At 47.6% G+C, this 21,177-nt stretch carries 21 protein-coding genes; 8 read left to right on the forward strand and 13 right to left on the reverse strand.

Going from position 1 to position 21,177, the window contains the following annotated elements; genetic code table 11:
* Positions 1–72: 72 nt before the first annotated feature.
* Positions 73–984 (reverse strand): AraC family transcriptional regulator, encoded by a 912-nt coding sequence (locus GQF01_RS07665; RefSeq protein WP_407945392.1) that lies wholly within the window; start codon positions 982–984, stop codon positions 73–75.
* 227 nt (positions 985–1,211) lie between these two features.
* On the opposite strand from GQF01_RS07665, the gene GQF01_RS07670 reads away from it, so the two are divergent.
* A complete protein-coding gene (locus tag GQF01_RS07670) occupies positions 1,212–2,423 on the forward strand; it encodes an aspartate aminotransferase family protein (RefSeq protein ID WP_161406186.1) in 1,212 nt (403 codons plus the stop codon).
* On the opposite strand, the gene GQF01_RS07675 is transcribed toward GQF01_RS07670, so the two are convergent.
* Positions 2,420–3,256, reverse strand: a complete 837-nt coding sequence (locus tag GQF01_RS07675) for a phytanoyl-CoA dioxygenase family protein (RefSeq protein WP_161406187.1) — start codon at positions 3,254–3,256, stop codon at positions 2,420–2,422. The two genes, GQF01_RS07670 and GQF01_RS07675, sit on opposite strands and share 4 nt — an antisense overlap.
* A 132-nt stretch (positions 3,257–3,388) precedes the next feature.
* Here GQF01_RS07675 and GQF01_RS07680 point away from each other — a divergent pair, with 132 nt between their 5' ends.
* Entirely contained in the window at positions 3,389–4,249 is an 861-nt protein-coding gene (locus GQF01_RS07680; protein ID WP_161406188.1) for an AraC family transcriptional regulator, read from the forward strand.
* A 557-nt stretch (positions 4,250–4,806) separates the two neighbouring features.
* Here the strand turns inward: GQF01_RS07680 and GQF01_RS07685 are convergent.
* On the reverse strand, positions 4,807–4,962 hold the full coding sequence (locus GQF01_RS07685; protein ID WP_161406189.1) for a hypothetical protein: 156 nt from the start codon (positions 4,960–4,962) through the stop codon (positions 4,807–4,809).
* 174 nt (positions 4,963–5,136) lie between these two features.
* Between GQF01_RS07685 and kduI the strand changes: the two genes are divergently transcribed.
* The 4 genes from kduI to GQF01_RS07705 are packed head-to-tail and all read left to right on the forward strand — an operon-like array spanning position 5,137 to position 8,363.
* Complete coding sequence (gene kduI / locus GQF01_RS07690; protein ID WP_161406190.1) at positions 5,137–5,970, forward strand: 5-dehydro-4-deoxy-D-glucuronate isomerase; 834 nt, start codon at positions 5,137–5,139, stop codon at positions 5,968–5,970.
* 35 nt (positions 5,971–6,005) lie between these two features.
* Entirely contained in the window at positions 6,006–6,761 is a 756-nt protein-coding gene (locus GQF01_RS07695; RefSeq protein ID WP_161406191.1) for a DeoR/GlpR family DNA-binding transcription regulator, read from the forward strand.
* Positions 6,762–6,779: 18 nt separating this feature from the next.
* Complete coding sequence (gene kduD / locus GQF01_RS07700) at positions 6,780–7,532, forward strand: 2-dehydro-3-deoxy-D-gluconate 5-dehydrogenase KduD (RefSeq protein ID WP_161406192.1); 753 nt, start codon at positions 6,780–6,782, stop codon at positions 7,530–7,532.
* Complete coding sequence (locus GQF01_RS07705; RefSeq protein WP_161406193.1) at positions 7,533–8,363, forward strand: sugar phosphate isomerase/epimerase family protein; 831 nt, start codon at positions 7,533–7,535, stop codon at positions 8,361–8,363.
* Between the two features lie 53 nt (positions 8,364–8,416).
* On the opposite strand, the gene GQF01_RS07710 is transcribed toward GQF01_RS07705, so the two are convergent.
* The 6 genes from GQF01_RS07710 to GQF01_RS07735 all read right to left on the reverse strand — a co-directional run bounded on the left by GQF01_RS07710 (position 8,417) and on the right by GQF01_RS07735 (position 14,138).
* A complete protein-coding gene (locus GQF01_RS07710; protein WP_161406194.1) occupies positions 8,417–8,635 on the reverse strand; it encodes a hypothetical protein in 219 nt (72 codons plus the stop codon).
* Positions 8,636–8,712: 77 nt separating this feature from the next.
* Positions 8,713–9,720 carry an LLM class flavin-dependent oxidoreductase gene (locus tag GQF01_RS07715; RefSeq protein ID WP_161406195.1) on the reverse strand — a complete coding sequence of 336 codons (1,008 nt, stop codon included), beginning with the start codon at positions 9,718–9,720 and terminating at the stop codon, positions 8,713–8,715.
* Between the two features lie 168 nt (positions 9,721–9,888).
* The gene (locus GQF01_RS07720) at positions 9,889–10,704 is read right to left on the reverse strand and encodes a carbohydrate ABC transporter permease (protein ID WP_161406196.1); all 816 of its coding nucleotides are present in this window, start codon (positions 10,702–10,704) and stop codon (positions 9,889–9,891) included.
* A gap of 20 nt (positions 10,705–10,724) precedes the next feature.
* Positions 10,725–11,600, reverse strand: coding sequence for a carbohydrate ABC transporter permease (locus GQF01_RS07725; protein ID WP_202556118.1), 876 nt, complete (start codon positions 11,598–11,600; stop codon positions 10,725–10,727).
* A 1-nt stretch (position 11,601) separates the two neighbouring features.
* Positions 11,602–12,900, reverse strand: a complete 1,299-nt coding sequence (locus GQF01_RS07730) for an ABC transporter substrate-binding protein (RefSeq protein ID WP_161406197.1) — start codon at positions 12,898–12,900, stop codon at positions 11,602–11,604.
* 44 nt (positions 12,901–12,944) lie between these two features.
* Positions 12,945–14,138, reverse strand: a complete 1,194-nt coding sequence (locus GQF01_RS07735) for an LLM class flavin-dependent oxidoreductase (protein ID WP_161406198.1) — start codon at positions 14,136–14,138, stop codon at positions 12,945–12,947.
* A gap of 248 nt (positions 14,139–14,386) precedes the next feature.
* Between GQF01_RS07735 and GQF01_RS07740 the strand changes: the two genes are divergently transcribed.
* Positions 14,387–15,259 carry an AraC family transcriptional regulator gene (locus tag GQF01_RS07740; RefSeq protein WP_161406199.1) on the forward strand — a complete coding sequence of 291 codons (873 nt, stop codon included), beginning with the start codon at positions 14,387–14,389 and terminating at the stop codon, positions 15,257–15,259.
* A 112-nt stretch (positions 15,260–15,371) separates the two neighbouring features.
* A complete protein-coding gene (locus tag GQF01_RS07745) occupies positions 15,372–15,566 on the forward strand; it encodes a hypothetical protein (protein WP_161406200.1) in 195 nt (64 codons plus the stop codon).
* Between the two features lie 351 nt (positions 15,567–15,917).
* On the opposite strand, the gene GQF01_RS07750 is transcribed toward GQF01_RS07745, so the two are convergent.
* From GQF01_RS07750 to GQF01_RS07765, 4 genes are all read right to left on the reverse strand, one after another.
* Positions 15,918–17,732 carry a cache domain-containing sensor histidine kinase gene (locus tag GQF01_RS07750; RefSeq protein WP_235959077.1) on the reverse strand — a complete coding sequence of 605 codons (1,815 nt, stop codon included), beginning with the start codon at positions 17,730–17,732 and terminating at the stop codon, positions 15,918–15,920.
* 113 nt (positions 17,733–17,845) lie between these two features.
* Positions 17,846–18,727, reverse strand: coding sequence for a carbohydrate ABC transporter permease (locus tag GQF01_RS07755; RefSeq protein WP_161406202.1), 882 nt, complete (start codon positions 18,725–18,727; stop codon positions 17,846–17,848).
* On the reverse strand, positions 18,724–19,635 hold the full coding sequence (locus tag GQF01_RS07760) for a carbohydrate ABC transporter permease (RefSeq protein WP_161406203.1): 912 nt from the start codon (positions 19,633–19,635) through the stop codon (positions 18,724–18,726). The genes GQF01_RS07755 and GQF01_RS07760 overlap by 4 nt, the downstream gene beginning before the upstream one ends.
* Before the next feature lie 66 nt (positions 19,636–19,701).
* A complete protein-coding gene (locus GQF01_RS07765; RefSeq protein WP_161406204.1) occupies positions 19,702–21,135 on the reverse strand; it encodes an ABC transporter substrate-binding protein in 1,434 nt (477 codons plus the stop codon).
* Between the last annotated feature and the right edge of the window lie 42 nt (positions 21,136–21,177).

Below are 21,177 nucleotides of genomic sequence, written 5' to 3' on the forward strand. Positions count from 1 at the left end.
ACATTGTATCAAGCACGAAAGAGAAACCGTTATCAAATTTCTAACTTCCTCATCTCACTTTTGTCAAAAATTCTAACTTCTTTCTGGATAATTCCGTTTCTCCGCATACATCGATTTACGAAAATCCGTTGGAGTCAGCCCCGTATAATCTTTGAAAAGCATATGAAAATACTGCCGGCTTCCTACGCCGATGTAATCACAAATATCGGAAATGGGCACATCGGTTTCGAGTAGCAGCATCTTGGCTTTTTCCATCCGAATACCGGTTAAATACGCCATTAGTGTCTGACCCGTCAGGGATTTGAAAATTCGTTGCAAATACCCAGGATGCAAATTAACGGCCCCGGCAATATCCTTCACTTGAATGTCGCGATCATAGTTCTGATGCAAGTACTCCATCGAAATTTTGACATATCTTTCACTCTGCGCCTCACCACTATTGACCGTTTCACGCCAAACTCGCGCAATTCGAATCAGCAGCTGTGTGATCAGAAGCTGAACCATCAAGTCGCTTTTGTTTGCTGCTTTATCGAGCTCTAACACTAAGCTTTTCATAATATGGTAAACCTCGTCCCCATCCCGCAGCACCAAATAGGGAGCTTCTGACGCCAATAAAGCGAACAGCAGATCATCTTCGGCGGCCAATTGCTGAATGGACGGAAATACCCCTTTATTAGGTATGAACCGAAACTCTACATTCAGCATTCTGCATGGATTAGCTTCGTCTACGAGCAAACGATGGGCGACGTTGGCGTTGATAATAATAAATTCACCTTTTTTAAGTGCGACCTTCTCGGTATGTGACGGCTGTGATTGAATCTCGATTTCGCAATAACCTTGGATTGTATACATAATCTCGGTGGCATCATGGCGGTGAAAGGGCATTTCAAAGCCTAGCCATTGTTTAAAATAGTACGCCATCACGTGCGGGTGACCATTCGCTCCCATCAAAAGAGCCGGAAATAACGATGCGTTATCAGGCATAATTGTCTCCTTCCCTTCCACAAACATGCTGTCATTCCTAACGACATTGTAACCGCCTATTTATAAAAAGAAAATCCTCTTGCAGCCAATTAGGCATACCTTACACGCAGGGTGTACCTTCGCCAAATAAATATGGACAATCATGGCATTTTACGTATTGAATAAAAATACGTATATGTGTATAATTATTCATTATTTCTTATTTTTATTAGGGAGGATGTCCTTGCATGGAAAAAGTAAAAACGGTTACGAATGAATGGCTGGAAGAGGCGAATGCGTCCATTCTGTTTATTGCCAACAGGCCTCAGGTCGTCATGGAGCATGGCAAAGGGATGTACCTGTGGGATACAGACGGAAACAAATATTTGGATTTTATCGGGGGGTGGGCGGTTACCAGCTTAGGCCATTCTCCTAAAGTCATCAGCGATGCTTTGCTAGAGCAGTCTGGCAAGCTCGTTCATGCAAGTCCAGGCTTTTACAACAAGCCGATGGTTGAGTTTGCTCGCCTGTTAACGGGATTATCGGGACTGGAGCGAGTGTTTTTTGGCAGTACTGGGGCGGAAGCGAATGAAAGTGCGATTAAGCTTGCTCGTAAGTATGGGGCTGTCAGAAAAAATGGCGCTTTCGAAATTATTACAACGAAACGCAGCTTTCACGGGCGTTCATTGGCGACTACAGCGGCAACAGGAAAAGCCGGCTGGGAGCACATGTTTGCTCCCCAACTGCCCGGCTTTGTGAAAGTACCTTTTAATGATATTGAAGCAATAAAGCAAGCGATTACTCCGAATACTTGCGCTATTCTAGTGGAGCTCATCCAAGGCGAGGGTGGGGTATATGAAGCAATTCCCTCCTACATTCAGGAACTCCGCACGTTATGCGATGAACAAGGGATTATGCTCATGTTTGATGAGGTCCAAACCGGAATTGGGCGGACTGGAACCATGTTCGCTTATGAGCACTACGGTGTACTCCCGGATGTTCTCACACTTGCCAAAGGAATTGGCGGCGGGTTTCCGTTATCGGCGATGCTCGCGAAAGAAACGTATAACCTTTTTGAAGCAGGCGACCAGGGTGGAACCTACACAGGGCAACCGCTCGCAATGGCCGTGGGCCTTGCTGTCGTAGGCGAGGTGCTTCAGCGCAAACTTCCTCAGCAAGCTGCAGAACAAGGTGCTTATTTGCTGCAACAGCTGCATGGGATTCAGGAGCGCTATGGACTAACCGATATCCGCGGAAAGGGATTACTGCTAGCCTTTGATCTTCCTGAGCCGCGTGGTGCCGAGTTGGTATCCGCTTGCCTGCATGCTGGCTTGCTGATTAACGCGTCTAGTCCGAGTACCATTCGTCTGATGCCCGCTTTGATTGTATCCAAAGCGGAGATCGACGAGATGATGAGCCTATTGTGCAGCGTGATGGATCGAATTTACAGAGGCGATTAACGCTGGAACAATACGGGAAAATACGCGTTCGCAAAAGGCTGACCCTGCTGCGGGCGCGGCCCTAACAGCCGGATATTGTCATGCCGCTGAACACCTGCTCGGTAGCTTGTGCCGCCTGGCATCAGATGTGCGACGACTGACATGCGAGGCTCCGTCGTTGTGTTCGCACCGGACCCGTGGAACGTTAGTCCGTGATGAAAGCTAGCCTGCCCTGCCTTCAAAATGCAGGGCTCTTCCACCCAATCGCGGCCAGCTGCGTATTTATCCCTGAGCTCTTCCATGTTGGGATTGAAGAACGTGTTGCTATCCGGGATCAGCCCCCATTTATGCGAACCAACGATCGTTTTCATCCCGCCATTTGTCAAGTCAGTGTCCTGAAGCGCAATCCACACGGTCACCATGCCCGGATTGCTGGAACACTGCCAGTAGCCATAATCTTGATGCCAGCCCACGTTGCCTACCGCTGTGGCTTTATCCCCGATACCTGGTTTATAGATGACCTGATCATGCCACAGACGTATTTCATCTGCTTGAAGTAAGTCTGCTGTCAGCTCGCCGATCAACGGATCTGTGACGGTACGACGAACTTCATCATTAATCCACCAGCCATTGTCCAGCTTACGCAGGGCGTCTGGGTTGGAATTTGCCCGATAATGGTTCATCGGAAGTCCGTCCCCATCATAATCACCGCTCCAAATTCGTTCGTGCGCTTCACGAAGTCGTTCAATCTGGCCATCGTCCAGAAGTTTCGGCGAAATCCAATAGCCATCCCGTTCAAAAGTTTCCTTATCCTGATCTGTAATTTTGTAAGTTCTTTCTGCTTGCAGGGTCATGTCAACATGCCTCCTTATTCGTCTTGCTTTTATCATACGGTTTCCGCTCGTCATTGACGTTCATAGACCTGCTGAGTAGTATGAGAAACATAGAAGATAAATAAGAACACGTTCGGAAAAGGAGGCTTTATTGTGGTTGCTAAACTTAGTCCCCGCTGGACCTATGATGCTGCTATACAAGAGAAGATTATCGACGTTCCAGAGCTGGTCCTTTTCGGCTTCGATGAAATCAAATCGGCACTTCCCCTCTCCTATCATAAACATGATGGGTATGAATTTGTTCTGGTAGAACGCGGGAAAGCGAGTTGGGAACTAGATGGAAAAGTCTATGAAACCAAGGCCGGCGATGTGTTCCACACTTGCCCTGGCGAGCTGCATCGCGGCGGCTTTAATGTCATAGAACCGAGCCGGTTCTGGTGGTTCATCGTCACACCTCCCCAGCGGGAGGATTGGCTTCGGCTTCCTTGGCATGAAAGCGAGAGCTTCACCAGCGCTTTGCAGATGCTCCCGCGAGTTCGCCATCTCGGCCTGCAAGCCGTTCAAGGCTTCCGGAACCTGGGCGATGCAATAAACAGCAGCAGCCCGCTTCGTTCCACCTCCATTCGGCAGGCTATTTTGGGATTGCTGCTTGCCCTCGTGCAGCCGAATGAGCGAATGGTTTCGCTTGCGGACGATCTAACGGATCAATTCGACCTGCTGCTTCGCCGCATCGAGGATGAGTCTGAATGGCGGCCGGACGTTGAAGAATTGGCGGGCATTGTCCGCGTCAGTCCCTCCCACTTTTTCCGGACTTTTCAGTCGTACACCGGACTGCCTCCAATGAGTTATATCGAGCGGATGCGGATCAAAAAAGCTTGCAGCTTGCTGGCTGAGAGCACCGCTACAATTACCGAGATCGCAAATAGGCTGGGCTACGCGTCCTCCCAGCATTTCGCCACTGTGTTTAAGCGCATCATTGGGATGACGCCTGTTCAGTGGCGGATGAGTCAGTAGCGGAACTACCGCCAAATATCTTGAAACAGCGGCCCCTAGTTCCGCTTCTTTGCATAAACGGCGCATTTCGCTGAAATAGCGAACAGTAGTTCCCATCAGCAGCTGCGCTCACCGACGGGATGCTTGAGAGGGCGGCAATCGCCCCCCTCCATTGTTTATGCTAGTTTAAGAGCGAGCTATGTGAGACTTTTGGAGGGGTTGAGCGTGTGAGCGCTGATGAAATCACTGGTCACACTAAGCATCGAGGGGGCGTGCAGCCTCAAGAAAAGAGCTGAGGTGGCGGACACTGCCACCTTAGCGGAACTACAGGGCGCTATTTCGCAGAAAAGCGACAATGGGTTAAACCTTGGGGAACTACAGGGCGCTATTTCAATGTTTTAGGCGGAATTTCCGCCAAAGACCTTGAAATAGCGGACCGTAGTTCCCCTTCCTTATAAAAATGGGCGCATTTCACTGAAATAGCGCCCTGTAGTTCCCATCAACGGCTGCGCTCAGCTACCCCCACAGCTAACAAAACGAAAAAAGGACGAAGCAGCAGCCCTGCATCGTCCTTTCTCTTAATCCCGCTCGTTGGTCGAGAAGGCGCTTTTGATATTGTCCATAATCTCCTCGACGGCCTCACTGACCAAATCGGTTGGCGTCGTATTTTCTTCCTCAGGCTTGGTCGGGATTGTATCGTTGCAGACGTGGTCGAAATAATGATTTTTATCCATAGACATAACCTCCTGTAGGGTTGTTTTTTCCCTAATCTTTCTTCTTTATTCACTTCATGGGAACGATTTGTTACATCCTCCGAAAACACTTGCTTAATCCTGCTTATTGGAGTAAATTAAACCTATATGAACCTATATCAACTCAAATAAACCATTCCGAGGAGCGATTATCACATGGATATCCGTTACGCATCACACCCTAACGAAGTTAAACAATTTGACACAGAGCGCTTGCAATCCGAGTTTCAAATCAATGATTTATTTGTAGCAAATGAAATTAAACTCGTGTACTCCCACGTTGACCGTTTTATCATTGGTGGCGTTCTGCCGATTACAGGTTCCTTGCAGCTGCAAGCGGATAAGAAAGAAATGGCGGCTGATTATTTCTTAGAGCGTCGTGAAATCGGTATCATCAATGTTGGCGGCCGTGGAACAATCACCGTTGACGGAACTGTTTACAACATGGATCCCAAGGATTGCATTTACATCGGTCTAGGCTCGAAGGACATTACTTTTGCCAGCGAAAATGCCGCTAATCCAGCTAAATATTACTTCAATTCAACGCCTGCTCACAAAACATACCCAACTGTCAAAGCAGCAATTAGCGAAGCTACTCCAGCTCATCTGGGCAGCATCAATACTTCCAATGAACGTACAATCTACAAATATATCCACTTGGATGGCATTCAAAGCTGTCAACTCGTTATGGGTATGACCCTGCTCAAACCAGGCAACATGTGGAACACGATGCCATCTCATACACATAACCGCCGTTCCGAAGTTTACTTCTATTTCGATATGCCGGAAGATGCTGTTGTTTTCCACATGATGGGAGAGCCGCAACAAACGCGTCACGTTGTAATGCGCAATGAGCAAGCGATCATTTCCCCAAGCTGGTCCATTCATAGCGGCGTAGGCACTAATAACTATACATTCATCTGGGGCATGGCTGGCGAAAATCAAATGTTCGACGATATGGACGCCGTGGCTATGAAAGATTTAAAATAATCGGTAATCTCTCATTTGGAAAGTGATGATCATCGATGAACCCTTTACGTAGATACGAAACCATTATGGAAATACTCCTGGCACAGAAAGAAGTCACGGTTAACGAACTCAGTGAACGACTGGACGTAACAGGCAAAACAATTCGTGAAGATTTAGCCAAGCTGGAGGAAAAAGGGCTGCTTGTCCGCATACATGGCGGCGCTATGCTCGCTCAAAGCGATCAACTGGGTATTCTTTCGACGAAGGAGCCGATCGTCAAACATGCCGATCAAAAATCGGAGATAGCGACGATCGCCCTTCGATACATTCAGCCAGGGGACATCATTGCCCTCGACGGCGGCAGTACAACGCTTGAAATTGCTAGGCGGCTGGACAATCAGCCGCTTACTGTTGTGACCAATGATTTGTACATTATTTCCGAGCTCGTTCATAAGGAAGAAATCCGGCTCGTTGTACCTGGCGGCTACAGAACGCGGAACATGCTCGCTGGGCCAGAAGCTGTTGCCTATGTGAATTCGCTTAACATTCAGAAATCGTTCATTTCTGCGACCGGCGTTCATCTACAGCACGGCTTTACGATTTATACGAGTGATCACGCCGACTACAAACGTGCGTTGATTGCTTCCAGTGCAACCGTCTATGGCGTTGCTGATCATTACAAATTCGGCCAATGTGCCCTGCGCACGTTTGCCTCTTTGTCGGAAGTCGCCATGATTATCACCGACAGTAACCTGCCTGCAGAAACGGCCAAGCAATACCGTGATGCCGGTATCCAAATCGTCACTCACTAGTGAAAAGGAGTATGTTGCATGACACTTTTTAACTTAGCAGGAAAAACAGCTTTCGTAACCGGAGCTTCAGGCGGACTAGGGCAAGCAATGGCAATTGGGCTTGCAGAAGCAGGCGCTAACGTCATTGCTGTATCTTCTTCCGAAAGCGTACAAACCGTTGAATCGATTCGCGCATTAGGCGGTAAAGCTGAGCTGATCGCGGCTGATTTAAGCAACGAAGACATCCTTGAGGATGTCGTGAACCGAGCTGTCGGCATTTATGGCGGTATCGATATTCTTGTGAACAATGCGGGAATTATTCGTCGCACACCAGCTGTCGACCACTCTCGTGAAGACTGGCACGATGTCATCGACCTGAACTTGAACTCCGCTTTCTTCCTGTGCCAGCTGATTGGACGTCACATGATCGAGCGCGGCAGCGGCAAAATCGTCAACATCGCTTCCATGCTGACTTATCAAGGCGGCATCAACGTGCCTGGTTATACAGCCAGCAAACATGCAATCGCAGGTGTTACCAAAGCATTAGCCAACGAATGGGCTGGCAAAGGCATTCAAGTCAATGCCATCGCACCTGGTTATATGACGACGAATAACACAGCACCAATCTTGAAAGATGAGAAGCGCACGCAATCCATTACAGAGCGCATCCCAGCCGGCCGTTGGGGCTCACCTGAAGACCTCAAAGGGCCTGTCGTTTTCTTGTCCTCGGGTGCTTCCGATTATATGAACGGACACGTATTATGCGTGGACGGCGGATGGATGGCGAGATAGATGGGAATCGGGACGCTAGCTCACACGGTTGGTCATCTGCCACTGAGTCAATTAACAGAGAAGCTGCGCGGTCGAGGCATCGACTTCGTGCAGTTGGCTCTTAGCAAAGCTATCAGCGATATCGACACAAGTTTGGGCAAACTCAGCCCTGGGCTCGCATGCCATATTGGCGAACAGTTCCAGCGCGCTGGCGTCCGCATTGGCGTACTCGGTTGCTACATCAATCCGATTCATCCAGATCCGCAGCAGCGTCGCCATGAAATCAACAGATTCAAAGAACATCTGCGTTACGCGAGAGATCTCGGAACGTCTATCGTAGCAACGGAAACGGCTGATCTCACTACTTATCTCACGCAGGATCCTGAGCGTTATGAAGCCATCGGTTGGGAACTTCTTAAGCAAACCGTTGAGGAATTAGCCGAGGAAGCGGAGCGTTGGGGTGTTCACATTGGTCTTGAACCTGTTTTCACGCACACATTATCCAGTACAGAAAAAATGGTCCGTATTCTAAAAGAAGTTCCATCAAGCAACTTGGGCGTAGTATTTGATCCCGTCAATTTGCTTCCACCAACGGCCATCGATGCACAAGAGAAGTTCTTGGATGACGCATTTGCAGCATTCGGAGATCGCATCGTTCTTGCGCATTTGAAAGATGTTGTTGTTCAAGACGGTAATCTCAAGTCCGTGCGTTCCGGCGAAGGAATTTTCCAAACCAAATCATTTCTGGAGAAGCTTCACCGCGTAAAACCAGGCGTTGACATCTCGTTAGAGCAGCTTACGGATGAAACCATGAACGATGCCTTTCATTATGTTAGAAGTCTTATGCCTTAAAACCAAACAAAAAAACCTATCCAGATCCTAACAAGATCGAATAGGTTTTTTATTTATGTTTTTGGTTGTTCACGGATAACGCGAACAGGTCGCTCGACCCAGTTCTCACGTTTCATTGGCCGAACTTGATTGATCGGGTTGTTGTAATCAATCTCGGGATTCTTGCCTTCCGCTTTCGCTGCCTCAGCGATCTTCTCTTTATAGCCGGTTCCAGGTGCCGGCCCACCGCCGCCATTACGTTTTCCTTTATTCCAAACTCTGTTCTTGCTCATTTCACCACTCCATTTTAGGTTTAAGTGTAAAGGCAAGAGCAAAAAAACGCAAATTTTTGCGCTAAAAACCAAATAGATTAGCCCTTCATATCAAATACTTCAGCCAATAACCTGTAGGAATGAATTCTCGCTGCCACATCATGAATAGGCGAAACGACCATTAATTCATCAGCTTGATACGCTTCGTTAAGCTTAATCATTTGCGCTTTGACTTGCTCTGGTGTACCGACGACCCGCTTATGCTGACGCTCTTGGATCATTGCGAGATCCCCAGGCGTATAGGGATAATTCGTTGCTGTCTCTGCAGAAGGAAAGGATGGCAGCAGTGCGCCGCGGCCAAGTGACAGGAAAAACAGATCCGAACTGGAAGCAAGACGTTTGGCCTCTTCTTCCGTATCTGCACAAATAACCATAATTGCTGCTAGGGAGTGCGCTTTTTCATTAAGGATCGATGGCTTAAAGTGCTCACGATAAATACGCAAAGCCTGCTCGCAGTCTGCATTGCCAAAAAATTGCGCAAAACCAAAAGCAGCCCCTTGATCAGCAGCAATTCGGGCACTATCGTAGGAAGAACCTAGGAGCCAAATTTCAGGTGCAGTTTCAATAATTGGTGACGCGTGCAATGCCGCAAAACGGTGGCTCGGCGGCAGCGAGTCATACAAGTAACCCGTTAGATCAGCAACCTGCTGAGGGTATTGATCTACACTTGTGTATTTTCCTTCTTGCAAAGCACGTGTGGATATCGGCATACCGCCTGGTGCGCGGCCGAGACCGACGTCAATCCGCCCCGGATGAAGCGCCTCCAGCAATCGGAAGTTCTCTGCTACTTTATAAGCACTGTAATGAGGCATCATAATGCCGCCTGATCCTAATCGTATACGATTAGTTTTGGCAGCCAAATGTGCAATAAGCACCTCTGGACTTGAATGCGCTAACGCTTGCGAAGCATGATGCTCCGAAACCCAATAGCGCGAATATCCCAATTTATCCGCTTCTTGCGCCAGCTCTGTCGTTTCGGCCAACGCACTAGCCGCCGTGCGGCCTTCCCCTATTTGTGATTGGTCCAAAATACCCAATTTAAACATCGTCCATCACCTCATCTCTAACTGTAACACAAGAAAGCACAGAATAGCAAAAAACAGTCAAGCCTCAATCCTTGACTGTTAATGTCTGCTATTAAAGACTTAATGATGCAACTTCCCGCAGCCGTTTGGCACTGAATATTTTCCCTATGGTAAGTTTGTGTCATCTGCCTACCCCTTCAATGACCCCGCCATCACGCCAGCAACAAAATAACGCTGCAGGAACAAAAACAGGACAACCATCGGTGCCGCTGTAATCACAACGCCAGTTAACAACATCGGGTAATCCGTCACGTATTCACCGCGGAACTGCAGCATGGCAAGCGGAAGCGTGAGCTTCGACTTACTGTTGATGAGCAGCATCGGAATGAGCAGATCATTCCATACCATGACGAACAAGAAGGTCGCCGTAGCGGCGAGTGAAGGCGCCGACAAAGGCAGTGCAATGCGTGAGTACAACTTCCACTCGCCTGCACCATCGATGCTGCCAGCTTCCAGAATCTCTTTGCTGAGAACCTGCATGAAACCTTTCAGCATGAAGACTGTTAGAGGCATCAGCATGGCGACAGAGACGAGAATTAAGCCATATAAACTGTCTGACCAGCCAAGCTTGTGCGTTAACGAATAAATGGGCAGCATGTTCACTTGAGACGGGACGATGAGTCCTGCAATGAACAATGCGAACAAAACTGCTGCGATTTTACCGCCCAATCGGAAGATCGCATAGGCGATCAAGCTGCCTAACAGCAGCTCAATCAGCACCGTGCCGAGCGTCACTTCTACGCTGTTCAAAAAATACTTGCCGATCGTCTGGCCTTTGAACATGGACGTGAAGTTAGCAAGTGTGAATGGCTTCGGCCACCCTAGCGGCGAAGCAAAAAAGTGCTGCGTCGACTTAAACGACGAAATAAAAACAAAATATAGAGGTGCTGTAATGATGACTGCATACAGCAGCAACACAACGCGACCGAACCATTTCATTCCCATATTAGTTAACCTCTTTTGGATTAATACGAAACACGATCCGCACGCAGCGCTTTGAACTGCAGGATCGTCAAAATAGACAACAAAATCAGGAACAAAACAGAACCGGCAGAAGCCATGCCAAACGAATAATTAGCAAAAGCCGTGTGATAAATGTAGGTGGTCAAAATTTCGGTAGCATAATTAGGGCCGCCATCCGTCATGGTAAAGATTAAATCAAAAGCTTTAAACGACTGGATTGTCGTATAAGCAACAACAATCGTCGCTGACGGAGCCAGAAGCGGCCAGGTTACTTTACGGAATACCTGCCACTTGGTGCCCCCATCCATTTTCGCCGCCTCATACAACTCTTCTGGAATCGCATGCAAGCCTGCAATAAATACAATCATCATTTGCCCGGCATGTGCCCAGACTTGAACGCCTGCAATGGCGTAGAGCGCGATTTTGACCCCGCCAATCCAGTTTTGCCCCCATGCCCCAAGCCCTGTTTGGCTCAGCAAAGTGTTGATAAGTCCAAGGGACGGATCGTACATAAACGACCAGATCAACCCCACCGCCACAGACGAGAGGATAGTCGGGAAAAAGTAAAGCGCACGCAGGAGCACGTGAATTTTAGTGTTTTTCACAAGCAGCATGGCTAGCGCCAAAGACACTAGCGTTTGGGCAATCACAACCGTCAGCATGAATTTCGTATTGTTCCAGAGCGCTTTCTGGAAGACAATGTTGTGCAGCGTTTTGGCGTAATTGTTCATTCCGACAAGCTGATAGGACGGCGATACGCCGTCCCAATCTGTAAACGAGTAAAACAATCCGGTTAATGTCGGCCCCACGAATAAGAACAAGTACAGCAGCGTTCCCGGCAGAAGGAACAGCCATAGCACACGGCGATTATGTGTCATCTTATTTGACTAGATGCTGATCGATTATAGCCTGCGCTTCTTTCGCAGCATCCTGAGGTGATTTACCGCTGAGCACGGCCTGAATCGAATTCGTAACGGCCTTCTGATTATCAGCACTCGTGATGCTGAAGCGAGGCTGGAAGAGTGTTTTCTTACCTGCCCACTCTGTCGCTACCTGAAGCTCAGGGGTTGTGTACTGAACGTCTTTGACCGTTACATTTTGCCCTGTCTCATTCGCATAAGTACCCGCAATCTCCTTGCGACTCAGAAATTCAATGAATTTCTTAGCCTCAGCCGGATGTTTGGATTTACTATTTACGGCTAGCATAAATGTACTGGTGTGTACGCCTTCGAATTTTGCTTGATCTGCAGCAACCGTAATTGGAGCGAGCAGTTTTTGCTCCAGATTCGGATTTTGCTTTTTATTTTGCGCTAATTGATAAGATCCACTAGCCAGAATGGCTGCTTTTTCTTGTATAAAAAGAGCCCCCGCTGCCGCGTCCTTCGTCCCAAGCGCATCAGGCTGTAGATAGCCTTTATCGTTAAGCTCCTTGAACTGAGTTAAAGTTTTGACCCAGAACTCGTCGGTTAATTTCGCTTGACCCGCTTCAACTTTGGTGAAAATATCCGTGCTTGGTTCATTGTTCATGACCATCGTATTCATAAATTGCCCAGGGCCAATATCCGCACCCGCGAAGGCAATCGGAATGATGCCGTTCTTTTTCAACGTTTCGCATAAAGCTAGAAAGCCTTCCCAGTCCTTGGGCGGAGTCAGATTAAACTTTTGGAACAGTTTGACATTATAAATCGGATCGTTGTAAACCAGCTGGTAAGGCACAGCCACTTGTTTACCGTCTTTTTTGCCCACTTGAATAAGGGTATCATTATAATTGCTTAGAAACTTTTCCGAGGATAAATCCGAGAAAATACCTGCTTTGGATAACGCTTCGAACTGCGCGCCAGGGAAGGATGTAAAAACATCACCTACAGAACCATCTGCCAGCTTGGCTTGGGCTGTGGATTGGTACTGTTCCGAGGGCATCGTTTGCATTTCGACCTTAATGGTCGGATTCTCAGCTTGGAATTTGGCAATAATGCCGTTCAAGGAGTTCACATCTTCTCCACGCCAATGCAGGAAGCTAATGGTAACAGGTTTGCCTGAAGCAGCGGTGGCGCTAGCCCCAGTTGATGCTCCTGGTGTCGATGCAGTGTCCGTAGCTGATCCGCAAGCTGCCGTAAGAATGGATAACAGTGTAACCGTTGCTACGAGGAACCCGCTCTTTTTTTTATATTTTTTCATGGAAAGACCTCCTGATTGTTTGTTCATGAAAGCTGATGCTTCATTTACACGTTGGATGCTACTTCGGCTTCTGCCAGCTTTAACTGCCATTTTTCCCGGAATAAAGGAAGTGCGGCTTGACCGAATGTCTCGGCCTCCTCCAGATGAGGGTAACCAGACAGGATGAACGACGAGATACCGAGTTCGGCATATTCAATCAAACGATCCGCGACCTGGTCGGCTGTACCTACAATGAGGATGGCACCGCCGGAGCGAACCAGCGATAAACCGGTCCACAAATTGGGTCCTACAACGAATTGTTGGTCCTTCGAAAGCTCTCTTAAATCGTTCTGCCGCTGCTGATTCGTAGCATCTGTTTTGGCAAACGCCGCTTGCGCTTTCTCTATGGCTTCCGGCGATACCTTGGAGATACTCTCCCAAGCTGCTGCCCAAGCCTCTTCTTCCGTATCACGAACGAGCACCTGTGCTCTTAATCCATAACGAAGAGGACGATCGACACCTGTTTCTGCCTTATACTCGGCCCGAACGGTTTCTATCTCATTGATCTGCTCACGGATCCAATCATGCGGCTCTCCCCACATGAGATAGGTGTCAGCAGTCTCAACCGCCAATCGCTTCGCAACCGGAGAACTTCCTCCTAGGTAAAAAGGTGGATGAGGCTTTTGAATCGTTAAAGGGGACGAAACGGGACGATTGAATTGATAGTACTTGCCTTGATAAAGTTTGTTCTCTTTAACCGCTTCACCCTTCGATGTATCCGCAAACTCGGAAGCCGCGAGGACTTCTGTTTGCGTCCAAGCCTGCTGCATAACCTCTACATACTCTTTAGCACGCTCGTATCTTTCATCATGGGCATGCGCTAATGGATCTCCTAGTTCCTCCAAATCCTGCACGGACGATCCGGTTACAACGTTAATCATGGCCCGTCCTCCGGAAAGCAAATCCAATGCGGCTCCCATACGTGCTGCCAGAACAGGGGCAACAAGTCCAGGACGTACCGCAACTAACGGGCGCAATGTAGTCGTATGACTCATCACGGCAGAGCCCACAACCCAAGCGTCCAAGCAAGCGCCGCCGGTTGGGATCAGGACAAATTCAAATCCAGATCGCTCTGCCGTTTGCGCAACATCGATTAAATAATCTAACGTAGCTTCTCGCTCCGGGGCTACTCCAACGTACTTGCCATCACCTGATGTCGGCAAAAACCAACCAAATTCAATCTCTTTATGAAGTGTCATCTCAGGCTCTCCTGTCGACTTGATGTTATTTGATATGTTGCTATTTCCAGTTGTCTGGTCAATATCCTACAAAAAAGGTAGGAATAGAATGTATTAGTATCATAACAACGAACTACGGCATGGGTCAATGTCATTTCGCGTTATTTTTAACTTGTCAATTTGTGGGTTTTGATCTTATTATGGAGTTGGGGATCTGCTTCCTTCATGAATATAAGGTATGTTGGGCATGTGAAAAAGAGGTGTAGTCGATGAGGAAAAACATGCGTGAAGATCATCATGAATATCTGGAAATTTATTATTTTACACCTTCTGAATTTGAAAAAGCCGGCAATGTCTGGCCGATTCGTATTGGTCATAATATCGCAAAATCAAATTATCATATCGGTCCTAGGACAACGCCCTATTATTATTTAATCTTCGTTTTGGATGGCCAAGGAACGTTTGTTCAGAACAATCAAACCTTTTCACTTGGCAAAGGAGATATATTTTGCTTATTTCCGCAGGTGACGCATGAATATGTGACGGTCGCGAGCAATCCGCTGCGGAAAATCTTCGTGGCTTTTGACGGGAAACAGTCGCTTCATCTGTTGGAACGCATAGGGCTGAGCCCCCACTCGCCTCATCTCTCAAGCGCAGGCACAGAGCAAGCCACCAGTCTGATGTGGAATTTCATAAGCGCAGTCAGCGAAGGTGAACGTCCGGCAACGGATTTAACGAGGCTTAATCATCTTTATCAAGTTTTCGATTCCTTGTCCGGCATGCACCGCCCCGCCGCTAATCATGAAAACCGCGCGCTTAGCTGGCTGCAAATGGGCCTTTCCTATATGCAAATCCATTACGCCGAGGGAATCACTGTACAGCGAGTATCAGAGCATGTTGGCGTGGAAAGAACTCATTTCACCAAACAATTCGGACAAACCTACGGGGTTACACCGATGCAGTACCTTCAAAGCTTGAAAATGAATGAAGCCAAACTTCTATTGGAGCAAACGGCCTATACCCTTTCAGAAATTGCGAATTCCGTTGGTTATCCTGATTTATTTAGCTTTTCTAAAGCGTTCAAGAAGCATATTGGGATGCCCCCAACCGTCTATAGGCAGCAAAATAGAAGCAATTCATGATATTTACATGAAATAAGCCAAGATTTGACAATATCTATCATTTTACACCTCTACCAAAAATCCGCGTTTGATGATAGTTTAAGATATACATCAAAGCGAGGGAGAGATCAGAATGAGAACCATTTATGAGAATTACCGAGGCTTTAAGATTAGTAAAGAAGAGAGCACTTATAATGCTATCTCTTCAGACCATGTTATTTTTAGCCGCTGGCAGTTGAGCCAGGTCCTGGATACGGTCGATCAATATGTGGATATTACTGATCCCAACACATCAACGAATAGCGAGTTTGGTTTTCCGCAAAACTAAACTTAAACATAGCCTCACACCTAAGAACCCAGCGGTATCTGGATACCGCTGGGTTCTTTTTGTGGTGAATTTCAGGTCATCTAGCGATAACTTTCGCTACATCTTTTCTCAGAGGAACTGGAGGCCTCTATTCTAGAGGAATTCGAGCTATGTCCTCCCGGAGCGGAACTACAGCTCCTTATTTCTCCTCCTTGGCACGTTTTCCACATGAAATTGGCCTAATAAAGGAACGCAGTTCCCATCATAGTCGGAAAGCCTGCCTTTTCTGGGAAATAGCAGCCTGTAGTTCCCTCGACGCAAAGTGGTTGGAGATTGCACGGTTGGACGATTGCATCACCTGCAACCCAAGACTCACGCCGGAGGCTGCTTCCATTCGTTCTCATCAAGGATCGCCGGAATCTCAATCCAGGCGCGCACGCCTTGATCTTCTCTACGGCTGTAATGCAAGCCGTAGCTGCTGCCAAAATGCAGCTGTATCCGCTTCTGAACATTAATAATGCCGAACCCGCGATTGTTTTCTTTGCCTTTTAGAATAGCATTTAGCATCTCGATATCCGCCTGCCGGTAACCGTTATCCTCTACGCTGATAAGAATGAGACCCTTGCGCACTCGCACACTGATCCACAACTCCCCGTCTTGACTCATATGTTTAATGCCATGCAGAATGGCATTCTCAATGATTGGCTGCAGGATGACCTTCGGCACGAGGTACTTTTTGGCCTCCTCCTCAATGTCCCAATGCACCTGGAAAGCGTACTCGTAGCGGAATAATTGCAAGCGGACGTAAGCCTCCGCGTGATTCATTTCCTCCATAACTGGAATCAGCAGCTTTCCTTTGCTCAGCCCGATCCGCATGATAAGCGATAAATCCTTAATCATTTCGGCTGACTCCGTAGCACCTTCCATAAAAGTATGCCAATAGACAGACTCCAACGTGTTATACAGAAGATGCGGATTAATTTGCGTATGAAGAATCGAGAGTTCGATCTCCTTATGCTTTAATTCCAGCTCGTATTGATCATAAATCGTCTGATTCAAACGGTCGGTCATCCGAATGAAATGGTTGCTGAGCAGCACGATCTCATTTTTACTCTCCGAATGCATGGAAATCGCCAGCGGTCTGCCTGGATGATACGAATTGGTAATTCGAGCGAGCCTCGAAATCGGCTTCAAGATGGATTGAATAAAATACATGCTCGCCAAAAATAAAATGAAAAAATAAATAAACATAATCCAATCCACGAGGCGCTGCACACTGATATGATCGATAATAATGGATTGAACGGGCACCCTCATGAGCAGTTTCGTGTTTGTAGCCTCACTTGTATGGAGCACATGCATATACTCCACACCAGCTTCCTTCAGCTTATAAACACCCTCTACTTTATCTGCTGCAGCAGCCACACTGGAGCCGATTTGGAATTTCTCCGTGTTGCTTGCGAGCACTGTGTTTTCTTGGTCAAGCAGCATGACTTGGCCATCCGCATACTTATCAAACGGCGAGAAATCCTGCTGCAAAGGCGACTCAATACCTGACACAAGCAAGTAACCGATGACAGTCTCGCCATTATAGATACTGTTGAGCTGCCGCAAATAAGCAACGGTTTTCACGTTATTCGGATTATAGCCGAACTTGTCAATAACGCGAAGAACCCCTTTTCCCTTCGCTTGACTGACCGATTTGTACCAAGAGAGCGCATTCAAATCCGTTGCATAAAAGATCCCGTTGTTCAAAATATCCGAATTCGGCACGAACGAATATTGCTTATCCGTGTCCGAAAAGAACATGGAATAGCGAATCGCATTCGTTGAATAATTGCTCAAATATTTATCAAGCGTCTTGAAGATCTCAAACCGCTCATATTCCGATGAGGATGGAATGCTTGCGAGCTGTTGAATCTCCTGGGAAATCATAATTTTCTCCGTCTTTTCCTCAAAATCGCTGCTTTCCCTATCCAGCGTCAAGTGGCTTCCCCGCACTAATTGCAGCAGGGCATTGCCCACTTGTTCTTCTGTAATGGACTCCAGCTTTTTGGCGACAACCAGATCCAAGACCAATATCGGGATGACGACGAATAAGATGAGCAGGACGATCAGCTTTTTCATCAGATTCATATTACGCAGCATTGTTCGCATACTGATTCCCTTTCCTTTCCAGCTATTCATCAGGGTCATTCGCCCGATATCCCTTGCTTTCACCTAGTTTCGCGATCGCGGAGACTTTCTCCTTTAAGCAAAAGAAAACGCCACCAGAAATCGTTCTGATGGACGTTATTCGCTTATCCTTTTACACTGGAAACCGAAATGCCGCGAATGATAAATTTTTGAAAAACGAGGAAAAACACCACCGGCGGCAGCATCGCCATCGTCAATACCGCAAAGCGAACACTCCACGGGATAACCGATGTCGAGTATACGACATATAGATAAATCCCAGTAGCGAGTGGATACATCCCTCTCTCCGTCATCACGAGACTAGGCCAGTAGAAATCGTTCCACGTTGCCGAAAAGGATAGCATCAACAGCGTACCGATAATCGGTGTAGAAAGCGGAACAGCAATCCGGATGAAAGAGCTGAATTCGCTTGCGCCATCTATCCTCGCAGCTTCGAGAATCTCTTTGTGAATGCCGTCAAAGAAGTTTTTGAGCAGCAGCATGAAATACGCGTTAGCCGCTGCCGGCAGCCAGAAAGCCCAGTAGGTATTCAACATACCGAGGCTTTTCAGATTGAGCAAGTTAGGTACAACGTACGTGGCCGGCGGAATGAGGAGCGTAGAAAAGAAAAACAGCGTTACCCATCGTTTAAAAGGAACTTTTAAATGAGACAGTGCATACGCCGCTAATCCGATCAACAGCAGGGAAACAATGACGTTGCCGACATAGATGATCACGGTATTTTTGAGGAATGTCAGCAGAGGCAGATCAAATCCGGTGAAAGCGTCCTTATAGTTCGTCCAGACCCAACTCTTCGGGAGGAAGGTTGGAGGGAAAGCGAAAAATTCCTCCCGCGTTTTCAATGAACCAAAAAACGTGTTGAAAAACGGGTACAACATCGTTACACCCATCACAAGCAGCAGCACCACCATGAGGGCGTAGCCCGTGCGTACCGTGCCTTTTTTCATATCAAATCTAGAAATAATGCCGCGTTCTTCTGGCTTCATGCCTTCTCACCTCTACGCTGCAGCAGATTGTATAATACGGACAACAGGATTAAGACAAAAAACATGAAGCTGCCCATCGCGCTTGCTTTGCCAAAATCAAGATCACGGAATGCCGTATGATTAAGCCATAGCAGGTACGTTAATGTAGCATTGTTCGGCCCGCCATCGGTCATGGATAACTGCGCCTGGAAGCCCTGCGACGTTGTAATCACCTGCAGAAGCAGCAGAAGCAGCATCAAAGTGCGGATACTTGGCAATGTGATGTAGCGAATTCGCTGCCACACGCTGGCCCCGTCGATCTCCGCCGCTTCATAAATGTCCCTTGGGATTCCTACGATAGCAGCGATATAGATGAGCGTAGCCGCCCCAAAGCTTTGCCACGTTTCAAGCAATACAATGGAACCCATGGCGAGCTTAGGGCTGAAGAATTGCAGCTGAGGGATACCTAATGTTTGTAAAAAGGAGTTGATCGGACCTACTGCATCATAGAACCACTGCCACATGCCGTATAGGACGATAGCGGGAATCGCACTTGGCAGGTATCCAATAATGCGCGCTCCCCCTTGGAACCACTTCAATTCCGAAACAGCGATAGCAATTAGCGGAGGAACCCAGAAGCCAATCAAGATACCAAGCGCCATATAAAACAAGGTATTTTTGACAGATATCAGCAATAGCTCATCCTGAAAAATACTTAGATAATTTGCAAGGCCAATAAAATGATTGCCGTCCACAAAATCAATCGTGTAGAAGCTATAGAAAATACCTTTGATAATCGGGACCCACAAGAAAATAATAAATAGCACAATTTCCGGGATGATGAAGAGCGTTCCCCACAAATACCAATTGATCTTCCTCTTGATCGTGCTTGCTGCTGCGACAGGCTGTACACTTAACTCTGCATCCATCTCCAACACTCCTTATGAAATCGGACCTAAACCGCAAAGGCAGCTTAGATCCGACTGTTCCGGTCGCTATTCGACTTTCACTTTATCAAATACTTCTGATTGCACTTTGTTCGACGCATCTGCCAGAGCCTTTTTCAAATCTAGCTCTTTGGTTGTGAACACTTTTTGGATCACATTGGCCATCTCTGTGTAATACTTTTGAGCTTCGTACTGGGCTTCCGGCTTGCCGTCCCAGAGGCTGAGCAGCTGCGGATCGTATTTGAAGACGTTGTCATATTTCGCTAACAAGTCCGTGTACTTTTTACCGAAATCGGAGGAATCTTTCCAGTAGTTAATTGGCTGTGGAATATACACGCGGTTTTTCGTTTTACGGTCCTCAATTTCTTTTTTCGTGGAGTTTAAGAAATCGTCCGTAAAGTACTCATCTGTAATCCATTTGAAAGCTACAGCCTGCTGATCTTTGTCGCTCTTCGGATTGATTACGCGGTAGTTGCCGCCGAGAACGCCTGTATGCTTGCCGCCTTTGGTCAATGCTGGCATCGGATACACGACCATGTCTTCTTTGGAAATGCCGCCTTCATTAATCGCAGCGTCCGCAGCATTGCCGCTTCCGCACATCACCATCGCACCGCGTCCTTGCGAGAATGCGCTCAGTGCATCGCCGTAGCCGAGTGCCCAGTTTTGCGGAATCAAGTTCTCATCTTTCAGCTTTTTATAAAATTCAAGCGCTTTCAAACCCGCGTCTGAATTGAAAATGCCTACGACTTTGCCGCCATCAAGCTTCTGTACATCCCCGCCTGCGGCATAGAGGAAATTCGTCCAGTTCCAACCCGCTTCCGGACCTTTCCCCATGGGGATAAAACCTGCGATACCTTTGGCTGGGTCGTTGATTTTTCTCGCAGCTGCGAGCAGGTCATCCCACGTCCAATCCATTGGCGGCAGTTCGACGCCTTTCTCTTTAAACAGCTTTTTATTTAGCGTAATCGTCATCACGTATCCATCGATCGGAACGCCATACGTTTTTCCATTCACAACGAACGGTTTGGAGAGGAGATCATTCATGTCTTTCGCATGTTCCCAGGCATTCATGGAGTCGGAAATGTCCGCTACCCACTTCTTGTCAACGAGCACTTTACCTTCCGTCGCATAGGTTGTGTATTCGGTCGGAGCACTGTTCGAAGCCATTTTGATTCCGATTTCAAGCGGATTGTACTGCCAGTCGTCTTTCTTAAATTCAACATTGGGATTCTTCGCTTTAAAGCGGGCGATCCGTTGATCCAGTTGATCATTTTTCTCCTTCTGGTCCGGCTTGAAGCCTTGGGCGGTGATGGTCACCTTTTTGGCGGCAGGCGCTGCCGTAGAGGCGCTCGTTGACCCTGTTGCGGCCGGACTAGCCGGGCTAGCACTTGGCGTGCTCGTTGTTGCTGATGGTGCGCCACATCCTGCCAGTAGGACAGTCAGTGCAATTGCACTGATTGCGGATGTCTTTTTACCTCTCATCGTTGGTTCCCCTTTCAACATCATGTTAGTTACGTTTGCTGC

Source organism: Paenibacillus silvestris (genome assembly GCF_009882985.1).
Taxonomy (GTDB): Bacteria; Bacillota; Bacilli; order Paenibacillales; family NBRC-103111; genus Paenibacillus_E; species Paenibacillus_E silvestris.

What these genes read in the sequence shown, in the direction of transcription:
- GQF01_RS07665 (WP_407945392.1), bottom strand. Translation starts at nt 984, where the DNA reads ATGCCTGATAACGCATCGTTATTTCCGGCTCTTTTGATGGGAGCGAAT.
- GQF01_RS07670 (WP_161406186.1), top strand. Translation starts at nt 1,212, where the DNA reads ATGGAAAAAGTAAAAACGGTTACGAATGAATGGCTGGAAGAGGCGAAT.
- GQF01_RS07675 (WP_161406187.1), bottom strand. Translation starts at nt 3,256, where the DNA reads ATGACCCTGCAAGCAGAAAGAACTTACAAAATTACAGATCAGGATAAG.
- GQF01_RS07685 (WP_161406189.1), bottom strand. Translation starts at nt 4,962, where the DNA reads ATGGATAAAAATCATTATTTCGACCACGTCTGCAACGATACAATCCCG.
- kduI (WP_161406190.1), top strand. Translation starts at nt 5,137, where the DNA reads ATGGATATCCGTTACGCATCACACCCTAACGAAGTTAAACAATTTGAC.
- GQF01_RS07695 (WP_161406191.1), top strand. Translation starts at nt 6,006, where the DNA reads ATGAACCCTTTACGTAGATACGAAACCATTATGGAAATACTCCTGGCA.
- kduD (WP_161406192.1), top strand. Translation starts at nt 6,780, where the DNA reads ATGACACTTTTTAACTTAGCAGGAAAAACAGCTTTCGTAACCGGAGCT.
- GQF01_RS07705 (WP_161406193.1), top strand. Translation starts at nt 7,533, where the DNA reads ATGGGAATCGGGACGCTAGCTCACACGGTTGGTCATCTGCCACTGAGT.
- GQF01_RS07710 (WP_161406194.1), bottom strand. Translation starts at nt 8,635, where the DNA reads ATGAGCAAGAACAGAGTTTGGAATAAAGGAAAACGTAATGGCGGCGGT.
- GQF01_RS07715 (WP_161406195.1), bottom strand. Translation starts at nt 9,720, where the DNA reads ATGTTTAAATTGGGTATTTTGGACCAATCACAAATAGGGGAAGGCCGC.
- GQF01_RS07720 (WP_161406196.1), bottom strand. Translation starts at nt 10,704, where the DNA reads ATGGGAATGAAATGGTTCGGTCGCGTTGTGTTGCTGCTGTATGCAGTC.
- GQF01_RS07725 (WP_202556118.1), bottom strand. Translation starts at nt 11,600, where the DNA reads ATGACACATAATCGCCGTGTGCTATGGCTGTTCCTTCTGCCGGGAACG.
- GQF01_RS07730 (WP_161406197.1), bottom strand. Translation starts at nt 12,900, where the DNA reads ATGAAAAAATATAAAAAAAAGAGCGGGTTCCTCGTAGCAACGGTTACA.
- GQF01_RS07735 (WP_161406198.1), bottom strand. Translation starts at nt 14,138, where the DNA reads ATGACACTTCATAAAGAGATTGAATTTGGTTGGTTTTTGCCGACATCA.
- GQF01_RS07740 (WP_161406199.1), top strand. Translation starts at nt 14,387, where the DNA reads ATGAGGAAAAACATGCGTGAAGATCATCATGAATATCTGGAAATTTAT.
- GQF01_RS07745 (WP_161406200.1), top strand. Translation starts at nt 15,372, where the DNA reads ATGAGAACCATTTATGAGAATTACCGAGGCTTTAAGATTAGTAAAGAA.
- GQF01_RS07750 (WP_235959077.1), bottom strand. Translation starts at nt 17,732, where the DNA reads ATGAATAGCTGGAAAGGAAAGGGAATCAGTATGCGAACAATGCTGCGT.
- GQF01_RS07755 (WP_161406202.1), bottom strand. Translation starts at nt 18,727, where the DNA reads ATGAAGCCAGAAGAACGCGGCATTATTTCTAGATTTGATATGAAAAAA.
- GQF01_RS07760 (WP_161406203.1), bottom strand. Translation starts at nt 19,635, where the DNA reads ATGGATGCAGAGTTAAGTGTACAGCCTGTCGCAGCAGCAAGCACGATC.
- GQF01_RS07765 (WP_161406204.1), bottom strand. Translation starts at nt 21,135, where the DNA reads ATGAGAGGTAAAAAGACATCCGCAATCAGTGCAATTGCACTGACTGTC.